Raw genomic sequence first — 17269 nt, forward strand, 5'->3', positions numbered from 1 at the left:
CCCGACCTTACGTCCGTGTCCGCGCGCCCACGGGCTCAGGTGAGCCGGGTCACGGGGACCCGCCGGAAGGGGATCCTCTCGTACGGGCCGAAGTCACCCGTCTCGAAGAGCAGTCCGACGGTGTGGGCGTCGACCCGGACGAGGTCGGAGTAGGCGGCGGGCAGCCCGTTCACCGTGTCCGCCGGGCGCCAGGTGGTGCCGTCGTCGGTGGAGACGCGGATGGTCATCAGGGCGCGGGCGGCGGGATCGGCGGGGCCGGAGAAGAGGAGCAGGTCGGGGTCGCGGAACTGGAGCACGCTGCCCTGGCAGACGGGGGCCGGCAGTCCGGCCTGTGGGCGGAAGGGCTTGACGAGGGTCTGGCCGCCGTCCGTGGAGTGTGCGTCGGCGCGGTTGCCGGGGGACGGCGAGTCGTTACGGGTGTTGAAGTAGACGCGGCCGTCCGGGAGTTCGGCGGCGGTGGTCTCGTTGACGTTGATGTAGCCGTTGGTGTTCTCGTCGAGGTATCCGATGCGCCAGGTCTTGCCCCGGTCGTCGCTGAGCAGACAGTGGCCGCTGTTGTAGCGGGCCTCGTTGCCCAGGTCCGTCCCGGTGGGCGGGATCGTGTGGTTGGCGGAGACGACGATCCGGCCGGTGCTCAGCTGGATGGCGTGGCCGGGGGTGGTGGCGTACCAGCGCCAGTTCGCGTGCTTCACCTGGGCGGTGATCTCCACGGAGGAGGACCAGGTGACGCCGTCGTCGTCGCTGTGGCGTACCCAGATCCGGCGTCCGTCGGCCGCCGACACGTTGCCGAGCAGGATGTCCTTCTCGGTCACCGTGCCCGAGGCCCGGATGTACACGAGGAGGATGCGGCCGCTGTCGAGGACGACGGGGGCGGGGTTGCCGGCGAGGTTCTTGTCGCCGTTCTTGGCGGCGACGATGATCGGGCCCCAGGTACGGCCGCCGTCCGTGGACCGCTTCAGGACGATGTCGATGTGCCCGTGGTCCGAGGCGGAGTCGACCCGGCCCTCGCAGAAGGCCAGCACGGTGCCGGCGTGCGTGACGACGACGGCCGGGATGCGGTAACTGGCGTAGCCCTCCTGGCCGGACCGGAAGGGAATGCTTGTCTCCACTGTCATGTGCGGCTCCTTGCCATGAGTGGTGCCGGTGACTGTCCGTACGGATGGTGGACCCGGTTCTTACCCAGGTTGGGCGAAAACATGGTGAAGGGAGCGCCCCGGGTTGCCGGTTGCGGCAGGATGCGCGGTCATGGACGCCGTACGGGTCGCGTTGCTGCGCGAAGTGCTCGCTGGAACCGAGTGGTTGGGGGCCACACGGAGGTTCGCGGCGACGTTACGGGGTTCCGTGGTGTCGTACGGAGGCGGGTTGCTGTTGGTGGGGACGCCGGAGTACGAGCCGTGGCACCTGGCGGCACATCTCGTGGACGAGGCGGCCTGGTCCGGGACGCCTGAGCTGGCGCCGACCCTCGTACGGCATGACCCCCCGGCGTCCGGTCCCGGGCGGCTGTCGGTCGGGCTCGGGCGGATCGAGGCGGCGCGCCGGGGTGAGACGTTGCTGGTGGTGGCGCCGGAGGGGGTGGGCGGCGCCCTGCTGGAGCGGGTGCATGACGCTCGGCGGGGTGGGGCGAAGGTGCTGGTGCTGGGGTCGGGTGAGGGGGAGTTGGTGTCGATGGCGCATGAGTCGTTGGCGGTGCCGGAGGGGTTGGAGTTGGACCTGGACACCGTGCAGCACCTGGTGAGTGCGGCGGCCGGGGAGAACGGGGTTCCTGTCGCCCGGGGGCGCCGGCGTTTCCGTGACCGTCTGGCCCGGCTGGCGGACGTCCTGACGGCGCCGCCGCCGTCCCGCTGGTAAAGAACATTTCCCACCCACCCGTCTCGCCACGTCACCCGCCTTCGGCGGAACCAACCCACCCGCTCCCCGGGGCGGCGAACCGCAGCCGCCCCGCCCGCCCGGGTGCGAACCCGTAACCACCCGCCTCCCCCACCCGAGTGGGAACCCGCAGCCACCCGCTCCCCCACCGCCGAAAACCTGTTGCCCCGGCTCCTCCCACCGCTCAGCATGACCCCACGTGACGTCCCCCCTCCGTGCGCTCCTTCCCGATCTGTCCCCCTGGCGGGCCTCCGTCGATTTTCGGAAGCTCTGGATGTCGGGGCTGATCACCAACTTCGGGAGTTTTCTGACCTTTGTCGCGCTGCCGGTGCAGATGAAGGAGCTGACCGGGTCCGCCGCCGCGGTCGGGGCGATCGGGGCCGTGGAGTTGATCCCGCTGATCGTGTTCGGGCTGTACGGCGGGGCGCTGGCCGACGCGGCGGACAAGCGGAAGCTGATCCTGTGGACGGAGGCGGGGCAGGGGGTGCTGTGCGCCGTACTCCTCGTCAACGCGGTGCTGCCCGACCCGCTGATCTGGCCGCTGTACGTCGTCGCCGCGCTCACCTCGGCCCTCGGGTCGGTGCAGCGGCCCGCGCTCGATTCGCTGATGCCTCGGATCGTCGCCCATGAACACCTGCCGGCCGCCGCCTCGCTGAACTCCCTGCGCTGGACGGTCGGCGGAGTCGCCGGACCGGCTCTCGCCGGGGTCGTCGTGGCCTATGCCGGGCTCGGCTGGGCGTACGCCGTCGATCTGCTGACCTTCGCCGTGTCCGTGGCCCTCGTCGTGGGGCTCGCCTCCTCCCCCGCCTCGCACGAGGCCGCGAAGCCGTCGCTGCGGTCCATCGCGGAGGGTGCCCGGTACGCGTGGAACCGCAAGGAGCTGCTCGGGACGTACGCCATCGACCTCGCCGCGATGTTCCTCGCGATGCCGCTGGCCGTCCTGCCGTTCCTCGCCGACGAACTGGACGCCGAGTGGTCGCTGGGCCTGATGTACGCGGCGATCCCGGCCGGTTCGCTGCTGGTGAGCCTCACCAGTGGCTGGACCTCACGGGTGCACCGGCACGGGCGGATGGTCGTGCTCGGGGCGGCGGGGTGGGGGCTGGCGATAGCCGCGTCCGGGATCGTCGGCAACGTGTGGCTGGTGCTGCTGTTCCTGCTCCTCGGCGGCTGCTTCGACATGGTCAGCGGGATCTTCCGGGGCGCGATGTGGAACCAGACCATCCCGGACGAGCTGCGCGGACGCCTCGCCGGTATCGAGCTGCTCTCCTACTCCGTCGGCCCACAACTCGGCCAGGTCAGGGCGGGTGGCGTGGCCGCGTGGCGCGGGGTACGGGCATCCGTATGGTCGGGCGGCTTCGCCTGCGCGGCCGGCGTGGGACTGCTGGCCCTGTGCCTACCAGGCCTGATGCGCTACGACGTACGAACGAACGAACACGCGCTACGCCTACGAAAGCAGCGGGAGGAGGCAACCCCCTAGGGGCGCGGGGAACTGCGCGACCAGCCACAGCGCACCCGCACCCAAAAACCGCCTCAACCACCCCGCCCCTCAGTCCTCACCCTCGCCGCGCGCACGCGCATCGTGCCACTTGGGATCGTTCTCCCACTGAAGGTTGCGCTCGCGGGCCGTCTCCATCGCGTGTTCGGCCTCCGCTCGGGTGCTGTACGGGCCGAAGCGGTCCTTGCCCGGGCAGTCCGGGCCCTCCTCGACCTTCTTGTGCTCCAGGCAGTAGTACCACTCGCCCGGTTTGCCGACCGTGCGCTTCTTGAACAGGGCCATGGTCAGGACTCCTTTCACCAGGGTCATCGTCCCCCACCACAGCTCGTTAAACTCGCTGGCATGTCTGGCCAGTCACTGCTCGTACCAGGGGAGCTCTCTCCCATCCGCTCCGTACCCGGGAACATCCGTCGCCCCGAGTACGTCGGCAAGCCCGCACCGACCCCGTACACCGGGGCAGAGGTGCAGACGCCCGAGACCATCGAGGCCATGCGGATCGCCGGGCGGATCGCCGCGCGGGCGATGGCGGAGGCCGCGAAACTCATCGCGCCGGGGGTGACCACCGACGAGCTGGACCGGGTGGCGCACGACTACATGGTCGACCACGGCGCCTATCCGTCCACCCTCGGCTACCGCGGCTTCCCCAAGTCGCTGTGCACGTCCGTCAACGAGGTCATCTGCCACGGCATCCCGGACTCCACGGTGCTGCGGGACGGCGACATCGTCAACCTCGACGTGACGGCGTACATCGGCGGGGTGCACGGTGACAACAACGCGACGTACCTGGTCGGGGACGTCGACGAGGAGTCGCGGCTGCTGGTGGAGCGGACCCGGGAGTCGCTCGACCGGGCCATCAAGGCCGTCCGGCCGGGACGGCAGATCAACATCATCGGCCGGGTCATCGAGTCCTACGCCAAGCGCTTCGGCTACGGCGTCGTCCGGGACTTCACCGGGCACGGGATCAACTCGTCGTTCCACTCCGGGCTGATCGTCCCGCACTACGACAGTCCGCACGCCACGACGCTCATCCAGCCGGGCATGACCTTCACCATCGAGCCGATGCTGACGCTGGGTTCGTACGACTACGACATGTGGGACGACGGGTGGACCGTCGTCACGAAGGACCGCAAGCGCACGGCCCAGTTCGAGCACACGCTCGTGGTGACGGACACGGGCGCCGAGATCCTGACTCTGCCGTAGCCGGCCGGCTCACCGGCTCAGCTCGCCCGGCCTGCCAAGCCGCACAGCACAGCCCGCCCCTCTTCCGAGGGCGGGCTGTTGCCCTAGCGTTCCAGGAACACCCGGCCCCCGACCTCCACCCACCCCATCGGCTGCGGCGCCGTGAGGATCTGCGACCCCTTGCCCTGCGTGATGTTGAGCGCCCGGCCCAGCTGGTGGGTCAGCAGCAACGCCGCCGCCCCCGTGGCCTCGTCCTCCTCGATGCCGTCGTCGCGGCCGGGGAAGGCGCGTGCCCGGACCCGTCCCGCGGCCTCGTCCTCCCACGCCCACGCGTAGATCCACTCCCCCGGCGGGGGCACGGGCAGCGCGTCGACCTCCGCGGCGGAGCCGTGCCGCCGCAGCGTCCGGTCCGGTACCCACTCCGCCCGTGCCTCGATCCAGCTGAACTCGCCGTCCAGGCGGGCCCCCACCAGCCCGGCCGGGGTGACCAGTTCGGGCACGTCGAGCAGCCAGGCCGTACCGACGCAGGGGTGGCCCGCGAAGGGCAGGCGCAGCGTGGGGGTGTAGATGTCGATGATCCCGCGCTCGGGATCGTCGACGAACACGGTCTCGCTGAAGCCGAGTTTCGCCGCGAACGCCTGCCGCTCGCTCCGCTCCGGCATGACGGAGCCCTCGCGGACCACGCCCAGTTCGTTGCCGTAGCCCCCGTTGGGCGCGCAGAAGACGCGGAGTACGTCGTAATCAGTCACGCGCGCATCAAACACCCAGGTGGCAGCCGCCACCAACTCCGCGTCCCTGCACGCCGCCACGCGTCCGTACGGCGACGCCGTGCCCCGAGGACCGGAGCTGTCCTGATCTCATCGGTTCGGGACACTTGACCTATGCATTGCCTGTGCGTGGCATTCTCTTTAGCTTGCCTTTAGATCGACATTAAGGGGCCGTGATCGGAGCGTGCTCATGGGCCATCCATGAGAGGTGAATCACCGATTGTCCGGGTATCACTGAGGCAAGCCTTAGGTAAGTTAGGGCCGCCTCACCAAACCTGTGTGAGCCCGGCCACGTCGTTTTTTCGCCACTCGCGATTCTCAGGAGCCCGCATGCGAGCCGTCAGACTCTCCGTCGTCACCGCCGCCGCCACCGCGGCGGCTCTGACCGCCGTCACCGGCTGCACGGAGAAGGGCAGTTCCGGGAGCGGCGACCGGGTCATCAGCGTCACCGCGACGGACGACAAGTGCGAGGTCTCGAAGAAGGAGTTCCCGGCCGGGCACGTCGAGCTCGACATCCAGAACAAGGGCTCCAAGGTCACCGAGGTCTACGTCCTCTTCCCGGACGACCGGATCGTCACCGAGCGCGAGAACATCGGCCCGGGCACCAAGCAGAAGGTCACCGCCGAGGTGAAGGCCGGCGACTACACGATCGCCTGCAAGCCCGGCATGAAGGGCGACGGCATCCGGCAGGCCGTCAAGGCCACCGGCGGCAAGGCCGCCAAGCGTGACCCGCGCCTGGACGCGGCCGTCGCCGCCTACCGCAAGTACGCGCAGGAACAGGCCGACGCCACGCTGCCGCTCGCCGAGACCTTCGCCAAGGCGGTCAAGGACGGCGACCTGGAGGCCGCGAAGAAGGCGTACGCGCCCTCCCGTATCGGCTGGGAGCGCACCGAGCCGATCGCCGAGTCCTTCGGTGACATCGACCCTGAGGTCGACGTCCGCGCGGACGGTCTGGAGGCCGGCCAGAAGTTCACCGGCTGGCACCGCCTGGAGAAGTCCCTCTGGGAGGACAAGAAGATCACCGCCGAGGACAAGAGCCTCGCCGACAAGCTGATCACCGACCTGAAGGACTGGCAGAAGCGGGTCGGCAAGGCGATCATCACCCCGACCTCGATGGCCAACGGCGCCAAGGAACTCCTCGACGAGGTCGCCACCGGCAAGGTCACCGGCGAGGAGGAGCGCTACTCGCACACCGACCTCGTCGACTTCAAGGCCAACGTCGAGGGCGCCGAGGACGCGTACGAGCTGCTGAAGCCGGTCGCGAAGGAGAACGACGCGGCGCTGGTCACCGAGCTGGACAAGCAGTTCGGCGCCCTGAACACGCTGCTCGACAAGTACCGCGCGGACAAGAACTCGTACGACTTCACCTCGTACGACAAGGTCGGCGACGCCGATCGCAAGCAGCTCTCGGACGCGGTGAACGCGCTCGCCGAGCCGCTGTCCAAGCTCGCCGCCGCCGTCGTGAAGTAGAGGGGACCGACGTCATGACGGAGACACCGGAGAAGAACGAAGGCGGTACCGCGGCCAGCAACACGGCCGGTACCGAGGGCGGCACCTCGCGGCGGGCGCTGATCGGCTGGGGCGGGGCCGGGCTCGCGCTCGGGGCCGCCGTGGCCGGGGGCGGCGTGGCGATGACCCGTGGCGGCGACGACGTACAGACGGTCGCCGCCGACGCCGGCGGGGCCGTCGACTTCCACGGCGGCCACCAGTCGGGGATCTCGACGCCGGTGCAGGACAGGCTGCACTTCGCCGCGTTCGACCTGGAGACGGACGACCGCGCCGAGTTCGTCCAGATGCTCAAGGACTGGACGGCGGCGGCCCGGCGGATGACCGCCGGGCTGGCGGTCGGCGAGGGCGCCTACGGGGGGCTGGCGGAGGCTCCCCCGGACGACACCGGCGAGGCCCTGGGGCTGAAGCCCTCGCGGCTGACGCTGACGGTCGGGTTCGGGCCCGGCCTGTTCGAGAAGCTCGGGATGGCGGACCGACGCCCTGAGGCGCTCGTCGATCTGCCGCAGTTCTCCGGCGACAACCTCGACAAGAACCGCAGCGGCGGCGACGTGTGCGTCCAGGCGTGCTCGGACGATCCGCAGGTCGCGGTGCACGCCATCCGTAACCTGGCCCGGATCGGCTTCGGCAAGGTCTCGGTGCGCTGGTCGCAGCTCGGCTTCGGCAAGACGTCCTCGACGACCCCCGAGGAGCAGACCCCGCGCAACCTGCTGGGATTCAAGGACGGCACCCGCAACATCGCCGGCACCGAGACGGACCGGCTGAAGAAGTTCGTGTGGGTGGACGGCGCGGACACCGACGACAACTCGGCCTGGATGGACGGGGGTTCGTATCTCGTCGCCCGGCGCATCCGGATGCACATCGAGCCCTGGGACCGCACCTCGCTGCAGGAGCAGGAGGACATCTTCGGCCGCGACAAGGGCGAGGGCGCCCCGGTCGGCAAGGCGAAGGAGCGGGACGAGCCGTTCCTCAAGGCGATGAAGCCCGACGCGCACGTCCGTCTCGCGCACCCCGACTCCAACCACGGGGCGACGCTGCTGCGCCGCGGCTACTCCTTCACGGACGGCACGGACGGCCTCGGCCGTCTGGAGGCGGGCCTGTTCTTCCTCGCCTACATGCGGGACGTCCGCAAGGGGTTCATCCCCGTGCAGCGCAACCTCGCGACCGACGCGCTCAACGAGTACATCCAGCACGTGGGTTCGGCGGTCTTCGCGATCCCTCCGGGCGTCCGGGACAAGGACGACTGGTGGGGCCGAGCACTGTTTTCCAAGGAGGCGTAGGGCACCGTGTTCGCGAACTATCTGATCGGTCTGCGCGAGGGCCTGGAAGCCAGTCTCGTCGTCTGCATCCTCATCGCCTACCTGGTGAAGACGGACCGCCGGGACGCCCTGAAGCCGATCTGGATCGGCATCGGGGTCGCCGTCACGCTGGCCCTCGGCTTCGGCTGCGCGCTCGAGTTCGGCTCCCAGGAGCTGACGTTCGAGGCGCAGGAGGCGCTCGGCGGCTCGCTGTCGATCGTCGCCGTGGGGCTGGTGACATGGATGGTCTTCTGGATGCGGCGTACCGCCCGGCATCTGAAGTCGGAGCTGCACGGCAAGCTGGACGCCGCCCTCCAGATGGGCACGGGCGCCCTGGTCGCGACCGCGTTCCTGGCGGTGGGCCGGGAGGGTCTGGAGACCGCGCTGTTCGTGTGGGCGTCGGTGCGGGCGTCGAGCGACGGCACCGAAGGGCCCCTGATCGGCGTGCTGTTGGGTATCGCGACGGCGATCCTGCTCGGCTACCTCTTCTACCGGGGCGCCCTGCGCATCAACCTGTCCAAGTTCTTCACCTGGACCGGCGGCATGCTGGTCGTGGTCGCGGCGGGCGTCCTCGCCTACGGTTTCCACGACCTCCAGGAGGCCGACTGGGTGCCCGGCCTGACGAACAAGGCCTTCGACATCAGCGGGACGATCCCGCCGGACAGCTGGTACGGCACGCTCCTCAAGGGCGTCCTCAACTTCCAGCCCGACCCGACCGTCCTCCAGGTCACGGTGTGGGCGCTGTACCTGGTCCCGACGCTCGCGCTCTTCCTGGCCCCGGTAGGGTTCGCCTCCGGGAAGCGGAAGGTGAAGCCAGCGGATGAGCAGCGTGAGCAGGGGTCGCAGCCCTCGAAGTCCACAAACGCCTCGTAGGCCGCGAACGCTACGAACGTCACGGACGTCACGAGGTCTTCTTGGCCGGAGCGTCCTCGCGGTGGCCTCCATGACCGTGCTGGCGCTGGCCGCGAGCGGCTGTGTCGTCGTGCACGGCGAGCGAGAGGTTCTCCCGGCGGCGAGCCCGACGGAGGCCGCCGAGGCGCTGAAGGACTTCACGGCCGCCTACAACAAGGCGGACAAGGCGTACGACCGTGCCCTGGACGCCGACTACGTCACCGGCGCCCTGGGCGCGATCGACGCGGCCCGGCTGGACGCGGGGCACGAGGTGAGCCCGGCCGGCAACCCGTCGTACGTACCGCTGGAGTTCACGGACACCCGGTTCACGATCCCGAAGAAGGCGGGCTGGCCGCGCTGGTTCGTCGCGAACGCCGACGCCAACAAGGGTGACGAGGCGCGCTGGCTGATGGTGTTCACGCGCAGCAACGCGGCCGAGCCGTGGGCGGTGGCGTATCTGACGCTTCTCGACCCGGACGACGTACCGGCGTTCAGGACGGACAAGGACGGCCTCGCGGAGCCGGTGACGGCGGACTCGGCCGAACTGGCCGTCGCTCCCAAGGACTTGAGCTCCGACTACGCGACGTATCTGAAGGACGGCGGCGGCGACGTCTTCACGCCGGGTGTGCACACGAGCGGTTGGCTGGAGCAGCGCAAGAAGAGCGCCATCAAGCCCGGGCTCGTCACCCAGTACATCGACGAGCCGCTCGCCAAGGACGACTTCGCCCCGCTGGGCCTGCGGACGGCGGACGGCGGCGCGCTGGTCTTCTTCGCGACGCACCACTACGAGAAGGACACGGCCGCGCAGGGCACGTCGATCCCGGCGCAGAGCGACAGTGTGCTGGCGCTGACGACGGGCGAGATCAAGCAGTCGCTGACCCTGGAGTTCGTGTCGAACCAGGCCGTGCTGGACCCGGGCAGGGGCGCCGCGAACCAGGGTGTGAGGTTCCTGAGCCGCATCCAGGGCCTGACGGCGGCGCAGGGCGAGTAACTCGACTCCCGCTCACCCGGGGGCTGTTCGCCCTCAGCCCCGGTGGGGCCAGGCCGCGGTGGCGTGGTCGGGTTCCTCGCCGGCGTACCGGGCGCAGGCGTCGGTGAGTACTTCGAGCAGACTGAGCGGGTCGGGGAGGGCGAACTCCGGCCCGCGTACCCAGTACACGCCCTGGTCGTTGGGCAACCGGGCTGGCGGTACGAGGACGTAGGAACCCCGGCAGTGCCAACGCAGGCCCGGATGCTCGTCAGCTGTCTCGGGGTGGCAGTCCAGTTCGCAGGGCCACCACTCGTCCTCGTCGTCCGGGGTGCCGCGGGTGAGGGTGAAGAACAGGAGCCGTCCGTCGTCGCTCTCGGCGACGGGTCCGACCTCGATCCCGGCCCCGAGCAGCCGCTCCAGCGCCTCGCGCCCCGCGTCGAGGGGCACGTCGAGGACGTCGTGGACTATGCCCGTCGCGGTGATGAAGTTGGCCTGCGGCTGGTGCTTGGCCCACCGCTCGATCTGGGCCCGGTCGGTGGTGGACTGCGTGTGCCAGGCGAAGGAGACCGGGTGCCGGGCGGGCGTGGGACAGCCCACGCGGTCGCAGGAACAGCCGTAGCCGGAAGGGTGCGCGGCGGGCGCGAGGGGCAGTCCGGCACGGGCGGCGGCGAGCAGCAGTTCCTCGCGGCGCCCGCTCTCGGCGGCGGTGGCGGCATCCTCCCGCGCGCTCGTACGGCGTCCGCGCAGCCACTGGGAAATCCTGCCCTGCCGGCCCGTCGTACTACCGCCGAACTCCGCGCTCATGTATCGCCTCGCCTCGCTGCTGTTGTGCGGACAGCCTGCTCCATGCTCCCACCATCCTGCGCCGTGGGGGGACGGAGCCGCCATCCGGGGTAGGGGGGACGAGATGTACGAGAGGTGGGATCAACCCTTTTCCTGCTGATTAGCAGCATTTACTACCCACTACTTTCAGCCATCTTCGCGCTTGTTGCCGCCGGTGGAGCCGATCCCGTTGAGGGCGTAGTCGACGAGGGTGTCCGTGTACTCGTACGAGATCGGGCCGGTGTACTGGAGCCAGCGCTGGGCGAGCGGCGAGACGAAGAGTTCGAGGGCGATACGGGGGTCGACGCCGGCCCGCACCTCCCCCGCGTCCTGGGCGGCGCGCAGTCGCTGGACGTAGAGCTGGAGGGAGGGTTCGAGCAGCTTGGCGACGTATCTGCGGCCGAGTTCCTCGTTGACGAGACCTTCGGCGGCGAGACCTCGGGAGGGGACCGCGAAGACCGGGTCGAGCAGCTGGTCGACGGTGAGACGCAGAACGGCCTTGAGGTCGGCGGCGAGGTCGCCGGTGTCGGGGATGGCGTACGCCTGACCGGGCGCGGCGGCCTCGGCGGCCTGCTCGCTCAGATCGACGAAGGCCTCCATGAGCACGTCCCCCTTGGAGGACCACCACCGGTAGATGGTCTGCTTCCCGACGCCGGCGCGGGCGGCGATGCCCTCGATGGTCGTCTTCTGGTACCCGACCTCACCGATGAGGGCGAGGGCGGCGTCGTAGATGGCGCGGCGGGACTTCTCGCTGCGGCGGGTGGCGTCGGGAGTGGACTTCTGGACCATGTCGGCAATTTATCAGGTTGACAAGACGGAGCGTCTCGCCGGAAGGTGAGGGAGTTCCATCAAGCGAGACGATACGTATCGTCCATCAGTTTGATCGGCTCGATCAGAAGGAGACACGCCATGTCACGAGGCGGCGGAGACATGCTCGGAGTCGGCGGCACCCGCAGCAACCTGGGCAGGAACGCCCTGCGGGGCGGCGGCCGGGGCAAGAAGGTGGGCGGCGGGATCGACCCGCAGGCCCAGAAACGGGAACTGCTGCGCAAGCTGCGGGAGAAGCGGACGGAGGAAGAGAGCGCCCGGGAGGGGCGCGCGCCGGACGAGGCCGACGACCGGCGGATCTCCGAAGCGGACTCCTGAGCGAAGCGGGGTCGTCAGATGGGGCAGATTGGGGGCACGGCAGCCGCACCACCTGCACTGCCTGCACCGTTTCCACCGCTTGCACCATGCACCTGACGAAGGCAGAGAACATGACCACGCAGCCCCGTCCCGTCGACCACGAACTCGTCCAGGCGGCGGCCCATGTGGCCCGCACCCGCTGCCGGGGCGACAACCACACGATGGCGGCGGCGGCCCGCGCCCGGGACGGCCGGATCGTCACGGCGTTGAACGCCTACCACTTCACCGGCGGCCCCTGCGCCGAACTGGTCCTCATCGGCACGGCGGCGGCCCAGGGCGCGTACGAGCTGGACACGATCGTCGCGGTGGGCGACCGCGACCGTGGGGTGGTCCCGCCGTGCGGCCGGTGCCGTCAGGTCCTGCTCGACTACTTCCCGGCGCTCGAGGTCATCGTGGGCACCGCCGACCGGCTACGGGCGGTCCCCGTCACGGAGTTGCTCCCCGAGACGTACGTCTGGGCGGATCATCAGCTCGACGCCGAGGACCTTGTGTAGGCAGAGACCGTGTCCCAGGGCGGCCCGGGCCACGAGAAGAAGAGAAGCGGGGAAATGTCACCTGCCGACCAAGATGGTGACTGCTGCCCGCCGGGCGCTCGGTCGGATGCCGGGAAACGACGGGAGACGTCACCGCGGGCAACCAGCAGCCGATAATGGCCGGACCGTCTGTGAACTGACCGGCCACAGCGAATGGGTCCGGTCGGCCGAGTGGCACCACGACGAAGGACTCATTCTGACCGGCGGATACGACAACGTCGCCAAACTCTGGGAAGTATCGTCCGGCAGGGAACTGGCCACGTTGACCGGTCACGACGGCCCCGTCCCTGCGGTCGCCTGGAGCCAGGACGGCACCCAGGCCCTGGCATGCAGCGAAGACGGCACGTTCAGCCTCTGGGACATGACAACAAGGACAATGCTCCGTCGGTTAGCCGTGCACACGAGCCCGGTCTACTGCGTGTCCTGGTCGCCAACCGACAGGCGGGCCGCGGTCGGGAGCGAAGACGGTCGTGTCCGCGTCTTCGACGTCGAATCCGGTGCCCTCCTGGAAACGCTGCCAGGCCACCAGGGCTGGGTCTCCAGCGTGGCCTGGAGTCCGGACGGAACCTCGCTGATCTCGGGAAGCGAAGACGCTACCGCCCGGATTGCGTCCTCCCGCTCAGGCCCTGCCAGCCGCGAGATCGGGCGTCATACCAGCTGGGTGTCCGGTGCGGCCTGGCACCCGTCCGGACGCATGGCAGCCACCTCGGGCGCGGACGGCCTTGTCCGGATCTGGGACACCGAGTCGGCCACCGAACTGACGAACCTGGTCGCCGGAGACCCCCTCACGGCAGTCGCGTGGAGTCCCCGGGGAGGATTCGTCGCAGCCGGGAGCGCATCCGGAGAGATGTCGGTCTGGGACGCCCACACTTGGCAGATCGTTTTCGCCGACAGACAGGCGCACTCCGACCGCATCACCGCGCCGGCCTGGGCGCCGGACGAAACACTGCTGGCCACCTCCGGCTACGACCAGACGGCGACACTGTGGAACACCCGAACCTGGCAGTCCGAAGGCGGTATCCAGTCCGGCCAGTGGATGGTCGACCTGGCCTGGAGCCCAGACGGCACGGAACTGCTGTTCGCGACCCGGCAGAACGATGCGGTGATCTGGCGGATCGGCGAACCTGACGAGGACTTGGCGTTCAGGTCGCTCAAGGGCCACACCGCAAGCCTGCACTCCGCCGACTGGAGCAGCAGCGGCAGGTTCGTGCTCACCTCCAGCGGTGACGGCACCGCTCGCGTCTGGGACCCGGCAACCTGCGGACAGATCCGGCGCTTGGGCACAGGGGAGGCGCACACGGCGGCCTTCAACCCGCAACGCCAGCAGGTCGTGACGGGCAGCCGGGACGGCGGTGTACGGATCTGGGACATCACCAACGGCGCCGATCTGCTCGTCACCTACCAGCACCCGCACTCGTTCCTGGCTGCCGTGTGGTGCCCGGACGGCGCAGAGATCCTCACCGCCTGCGAGGACGGAGTGATCCGCATCTGGCCGGGCAGTACCGCCCAGATAATGGAAGATCTCCGGCGCCGTATCCCTCGCATCGTCCCACCAGGCGAACTCGGACGCCGTTTTCCTCACCTTGCCTAGAAGGGACACCGTCAGACAGAAGCCGAGCGGGAGCGGTGGCATCGCGAGCTGATCACCCCAACTGCTCTTCCTCGTGCTCGGCACCGACCGTCCGCGCCCGCGCCTGCTCGGCGTCCGGGCGACGTGCGAGCGCCCCGTCAGAACCAGTGCAGGCAGTGCGGGGCACGGTCCGTGCGGAAGAGGGTGTCGGCGAGGACGGGCGCGGTCGGGCTGTGGGCCTGGATGTGGCCGGCGCGTACGAGCGTGCTCGGGGTTGTGCCGCCGAGGTAGACGGAGCCAAGGTCGCGTATGTCCAGGGACAGGTCGGGAGCCCGGTCCGTGGGGACGCAGTCGGCCTTGCCGTTCTGGACCGTCAGCAGGTAGCGGTTCCGCTCGTCCAGGAACGGGTCCTCCACGTCGAGGACCAGCTCGCCGTCCGTGAACCAGCCGCGCGCGGTCAGCGCGCCGGGGACGTCCAGGAGCCGTACCCAGAGCCAGTCCATGTGGCCGCTCACCTCGGCGGCGCGGAAGTCCACGAGTTGTCGGCGCAGCGGGTGTCCGGTCGGGACGTGCTTGAAGACGACCTTGGAGACCAGGTCGTGTTCGAGTACGAACCGGGCCAGGGCCGTGAAGACGGCGTCGTCGGCGGTGATGGTCTCGTCGACCGTGAGCGTGCCGGAGTCGATCGAGTAGCTGGCGTAGCCGTCCGGGACTCCGTCGGTGTCCCGGTGGAGGGCGATGTAGCGCGGCGCCGGCGCTATCGGGGGCTGTCCCGCGCGCAGGGCCCACCAGCGGTGCGGCCGGGACAGCGCGCCGGGCTGGGCGCGGCGGTAACGGTCGTAGACCTCTTCCAGGATCTCGGCGCACTCGGCACTCCGCAGCACCTCGACCGAGCCGGTGTTCGGGGTGCCGGCCGCTCCGCGTGCCCGGGGGACGGCGAGGGCGGCCCGGTGGCGTTCCATCGTCAGTTGCCGCGTACTGGTTGCCGGTCCGTAGCCGAACCTGCCGTAGATCGTGGCCTCGGAGGCCAGCAGCACGGAGAGGAAGTTGCCGCCGGCCCGCAGTTCGGCGAGCTGATGCCGCATCATCGCGCTGAGCACGCCCTGTCGCCGGTGCGAGGGCAGGACGCCGACGGCGGTCACTCCGGGGGCCGGGACAAGGGTCTCGCCGGGCAGGGTCAGCTCGAAGGGGTAGGTGGCGGCGGTGCCGACGGGCCGGCCTTCCGCCGTGCGGACGAGCAGGCAGCGGTCCGTTTCCAGCGCCGACCACCACAGCCCGCCACCGTCGACCGGGGTTCCCGGGAAGAGCCCGAACGCGGCATGGACGGTGTCGACGAAGACGTCGAGATCCTCATCGGTGGTGGAACTGATCTCCATCGCTGCCGTCGCCGCCATCGCCGCCGTCACTGTCATCGCTGCCGCCGCCTCCTCGAAATACCGGCACCACAACGCGTGATGCCTGGCCACAGTGCAGCGTCGACCCGTGGGCACGGCAAGCGAATTACGAGCCACGGCGGCGAACGACCGTCACCCGGGCAGGCGGCGGGCCCCGGAGGGCAACCGCTACCGCCCGCCCTCCTCCACCGGTGGCGGCCACGCATCCCCCCAGTCCGCGTCCCGCGCGGCCCGGTAGAGCGGCCCGTGCCGCTTCGTGACCGTGTCCCGGCGCAGCGAGGGCTCCGTCTCGCACAGGTCGAGGAGTACCTGGCCCTTACGGATCTGCGGCCTGCGTACGATCCGGGCGGGCACCGGGGTCACCGGGAAGCGGGTGGCCGCGACGTAGCTGAACTTCTCGTCCTCGTACGGGAGGGAGCCGCCCTTCACCTTGCGGTGGAGGGAGGAGCGGCTGACCCGGGTGGCGAAGTGGCACCAGTCCTCGCCGGGGACGATCGGGCAGGCCGCGCTGTGGGGGCAGGGGGCGGCGATGTGGAAGCCGGCGCGGACGAGCCGGTCGCGGGCCTCGATGACGCGGAGGTAGCCGTCGGGGGTGCCGGGTTCGACGACGACGACCGTCTGGGCGGCGCCGGCCGCCGCGTCGACCACGGAGGTGCGGTCGGCCTCGGTCAGTTCGCCCAGGACGTAGGAGATCGTGACGAGATCAGTGCTCTCGATTCTGAGCGCCGCTCCGATCCGAGAGCGCTGCCACTCTGCACCCTTCAGCTCCGGGTTGGCGGCGGCGATCTCGCGCCCGAGGGCGAGTGCGGGCTCGGCCCAGTCGAGCACGGTGACGGGCCGCGCGCCCTCCCAGACGGCGTTGACCGCCCAGGTCGCGGCCCCTGTCCCGCCCCCGACGTCGACATGGCTGCCGGGTGCCCAGCCGGGCGCGGCCTCGGCGAGGGCCTCCAGCGCCGAGCACACCGCCTCGAACGTGGCGGGCATCCGGTAGGCGGCGTACGCGGCCACGTCGGAACGGTCCCGCAGCACGGGCGCATCGGTCGGCGTCCGCCCCCGGTAGTTGGCGATCAGCCGCTCGACCGCCTGTGCGGCCACCTTGGGCGGCAGCCCGTCGAGCAGACCGGCGAGGGCGGCGCGCAGGGCGCCGGCGGGGGAAACAGGGGTGTTCACGGGGTGATTCTAGAGGTGGGGTGAGGGTGACGAGCTTCCCTCGACATGGCTGTGAGCGGCGGCGTCGCTGTGAGCCCCGGCATCGCTGTAGCCGCGCGTAAGGCGTCAGCGCTCGTACCCGCCTATGTCTGCCCGCCTACGGCTGCCCACCTCCGTTTCCGGCCATACGCGAGCGGCACAGCATGGTCGACGCGCCACAGGGGCACCAGTGCCCTCGTGCAGACAACAGACGAGACGGCCGACTTCACTGTGCTGTCGCAGGAGTTGACCGGGTTCGACGCGGCGACGCTGCGGGGCACCGGACTCACCGAGACATACCTGGCCGTGGCCACCGAGCAACTGGGCCGGGACCGATTAGCGCGGCTGCTGGAGGCGCGCGGCGGCCCGCTCGGCGAGCTGGACGACGACCTGAGCGGGGCCGCCCGCGCCCTCACCCTCCTCTGGTACACGGGCAGTTGGCCGGAACCGTCACCTTTCGTGGTGTCGGCGCGCGCGTACGCCGAGGGGCTGGTCTGGAAAGCGGCGGGACTCGCCGCCCCCGCCACCGCGCCCGGCGGATACGGGAGTTGGGCCGCTGCCCCGTCGCCCTCCCGACTTCCCTCCCCGGCGGGCTCGCTGTGAGC

At 70.1% G+C, this 17269-nt stretch carries 18 protein-coding genes; 11 read left to right on the plus strand and 7 right to left on the minus strand.

Going from position 1 to position 17269, the window contains the following annotated elements:
• Positions 1–35: 35 nt before the first annotated feature.
• Positions 36–1115, minus strand: a complete 1080-nt coding sequence (locus OG241_RS15545) for an exo-alpha-sialidase (protein ID WP_405815965.1) — start codon at positions 1113–1115, stop codon at positions 36–38.
• Positions 1116–1245: 130 nt separating this feature from the next.
• On the opposite strand from OG241_RS15545, the gene OG241_RS15550 reads away from it, so the two are divergent.
• Positions 1246–1848 carry a hypothetical protein gene (locus OG241_RS15550; RefSeq protein ID WP_405815966.1) on the plus strand — a complete coding sequence of 201 codons (603 nt, stop codon included), beginning with the start codon at positions 1246–1248 and terminating at the stop codon, positions 1846–1848.
• A 217-nt stretch (positions 1849–2065) separates the two neighbouring features.
• Complete coding sequence (locus OG241_RS15555; RefSeq protein ID WP_405815967.1) at positions 2066–3343, plus strand: MFS transporter; 1278 nt, start codon at positions 2066–2068, stop codon at positions 3341–3343.
• Between the two features lie 69 nt (positions 3344–3412).
• On the opposite strand, the gene OG241_RS15560 is transcribed toward OG241_RS15555, so the two are convergent.
• Entirely contained in the window at positions 3413–3643 is a 231-nt protein-coding gene (locus tag OG241_RS15560) for a hypothetical protein (RefSeq protein ID WP_405826235.1), read from the minus strand.
• Positions 3644–3703: 60 nt separating this feature from the next.
• On the opposite strand from OG241_RS15560, the gene map reads away from it, so the two are divergent.
• Positions 3704–4561 (plus strand): type I methionyl aminopeptidase, encoded by an 858-nt coding sequence (map, locus tag OG241_RS15565; RefSeq protein WP_405815968.1) that lies wholly within the window; start codon positions 3704–3706, stop codon positions 4559–4561.
• Between the two features lie 83 nt (positions 4562–4644).
• Here the strand turns inward: map and OG241_RS15570 are convergent, their stop codons facing one another.
• Positions 4645–5289: a PhzF family phenazine biosynthesis protein gene (locus tag OG241_RS15570; protein WP_405815970.1), complete on the minus strand. Its 645-nt coding sequence runs from the start codon at positions 5287–5289 to the stop codon at positions 4645–4647.
• 348 nt (positions 5290–5637) lie between these two features.
• Between OG241_RS15570 and efeO the strand changes: the two genes are divergently transcribed.
• The 4 genes from efeO to OG241_RS15590 all read left to right on the plus strand — a co-directional run bounded on the left by efeO (position 5638) and on the right by OG241_RS15590 (position 9993).
• Entirely contained in the window at positions 5638–6777 is a 1140-nt protein-coding gene (gene efeO / locus OG241_RS15575; protein WP_405815971.1) for an iron uptake system protein EfeO, read from the plus strand.
• Between the two features lie 14 nt (positions 6778–6791).
• Positions 6792–8093, plus strand: a complete 1302-nt coding sequence (gene efeB, locus OG241_RS15580) for an iron uptake transporter deferrochelatase/peroxidase subunit (RefSeq protein WP_405815972.1) — start codon at positions 6792–6794, stop codon at positions 8091–8093.
• A gap of 6 nt (positions 8094–8099) precedes the next feature.
• A complete protein-coding gene (gene efeU / locus OG241_RS15585) occupies positions 8100–8984 on the plus strand; it encodes an iron uptake transporter permease EfeU (protein ID WP_405815973.1) in 885 nt (294 codons plus the stop codon).
• Between the two features lie 70 nt (positions 8985–9054).
• Positions 9055–9993, plus strand: coding sequence for a hypothetical protein (locus OG241_RS15590; protein ID WP_405826237.1), 939 nt, complete (start codon positions 9055–9057; stop codon positions 9991–9993).
• 33 nt (positions 9994–10026) lie between these two features.
• Here OG241_RS15590 and OG241_RS15595 read toward each other — a convergent pair whose 3' ends face one another.
• Together OG241_RS15595 and OG241_RS15600 are read right to left on the minus strand one after the other, a co-directional pair.
• On the minus strand, positions 10027–10776 hold the full coding sequence (locus OG241_RS15595) for a bifunctional DNA primase/polymerase (RefSeq protein WP_405815974.1): 750 nt from the start codon (positions 10774–10776) through the stop codon (positions 10027–10029).
• Positions 10777–10941: 165 nt separating this feature from the next.
• Positions 10942–11583, minus strand: a complete 642-nt coding sequence (locus tag OG241_RS15600; protein WP_405815975.1) for a TetR/AcrR family transcriptional regulator — start codon at positions 11581–11583, stop codon at positions 10942–10944.
• Positions 11584–11703: 120 nt separating this feature from the next.
• Here OG241_RS15600 and OG241_RS15605 point away from each other — a divergent pair, with 120 nt between their 5' ends.
• The 3 genes from OG241_RS15605 to OG241_RS15615 all read left to right on the plus strand — a co-directional run bounded on the left by OG241_RS15605 (position 11704) and on the right by OG241_RS15615 (position 14103).
• Positions 11704–11940, plus strand: a complete 237-nt coding sequence (locus OG241_RS15605; protein WP_405815976.1) for a DUF6243 family protein — start codon at positions 11704–11706, stop codon at positions 11938–11940.
• Positions 11941–12050: 110 nt separating this feature from the next.
• Positions 12051–12473 (plus strand): cytidine deaminase, encoded by a 423-nt coding sequence (locus OG241_RS15610; protein WP_405815977.1) that lies wholly within the window; start codon positions 12051–12053, stop codon positions 12471–12473.
• Positions 12474–12579: 106 nt separating this feature from the next.
• Entirely contained in the window at positions 12580–14103 is a 1524-nt protein-coding gene (locus tag OG241_RS15615) for a WD40 repeat domain-containing protein (RefSeq protein WP_405815978.1), read from the plus strand.
• Between the two features lie 137 nt (positions 14104–14240).
• Here OG241_RS15615 and OG241_RS15620 read toward each other — a convergent pair whose 3' ends face one another.
• Together OG241_RS15620 and OG241_RS15625 are read right to left on the minus strand one after the other, a co-directional pair.
• Positions 14241–15458 carry a GNAT family N-acetyltransferase gene (locus OG241_RS15620; RefSeq protein WP_405826239.1) on the minus strand — a complete coding sequence of 406 codons (1218 nt, stop codon included), beginning with the start codon at positions 15456–15458 and terminating at the stop codon, positions 14241–14243.
• A 186-nt stretch (positions 15459–15644) separates the two neighbouring features.
• Positions 15645–16646, minus strand: coding sequence for a small ribosomal subunit Rsm22 family protein (locus OG241_RS15625; RefSeq protein WP_405815979.1), 1002 nt, complete (start codon positions 16644–16646; stop codon positions 15645–15647).
• 216 nt (positions 16647–16862) lie between these two features.
• On the opposite strand from OG241_RS15625, the gene OG241_RS15630 reads away from it, so the two are divergent.
• Positions 16863–17267 carry a hypothetical protein gene (locus OG241_RS15630; protein WP_405815980.1) on the plus strand — a complete coding sequence of 135 codons (405 nt, stop codon included), beginning with the start codon at positions 16863–16865 and terminating at the stop codon, positions 17265–17267.
• The last annotated feature ends 2 nt before the right edge of the window (positions 17268–17269 follow it).

This window comes from Streptomyces sp. NBC_01390 (genome assembly GCF_045040105.1).
GTDB lineage: Bacteria > Actinomycetota > Actinomycetes > Streptomycetales > Streptomycetaceae > Streptomyces.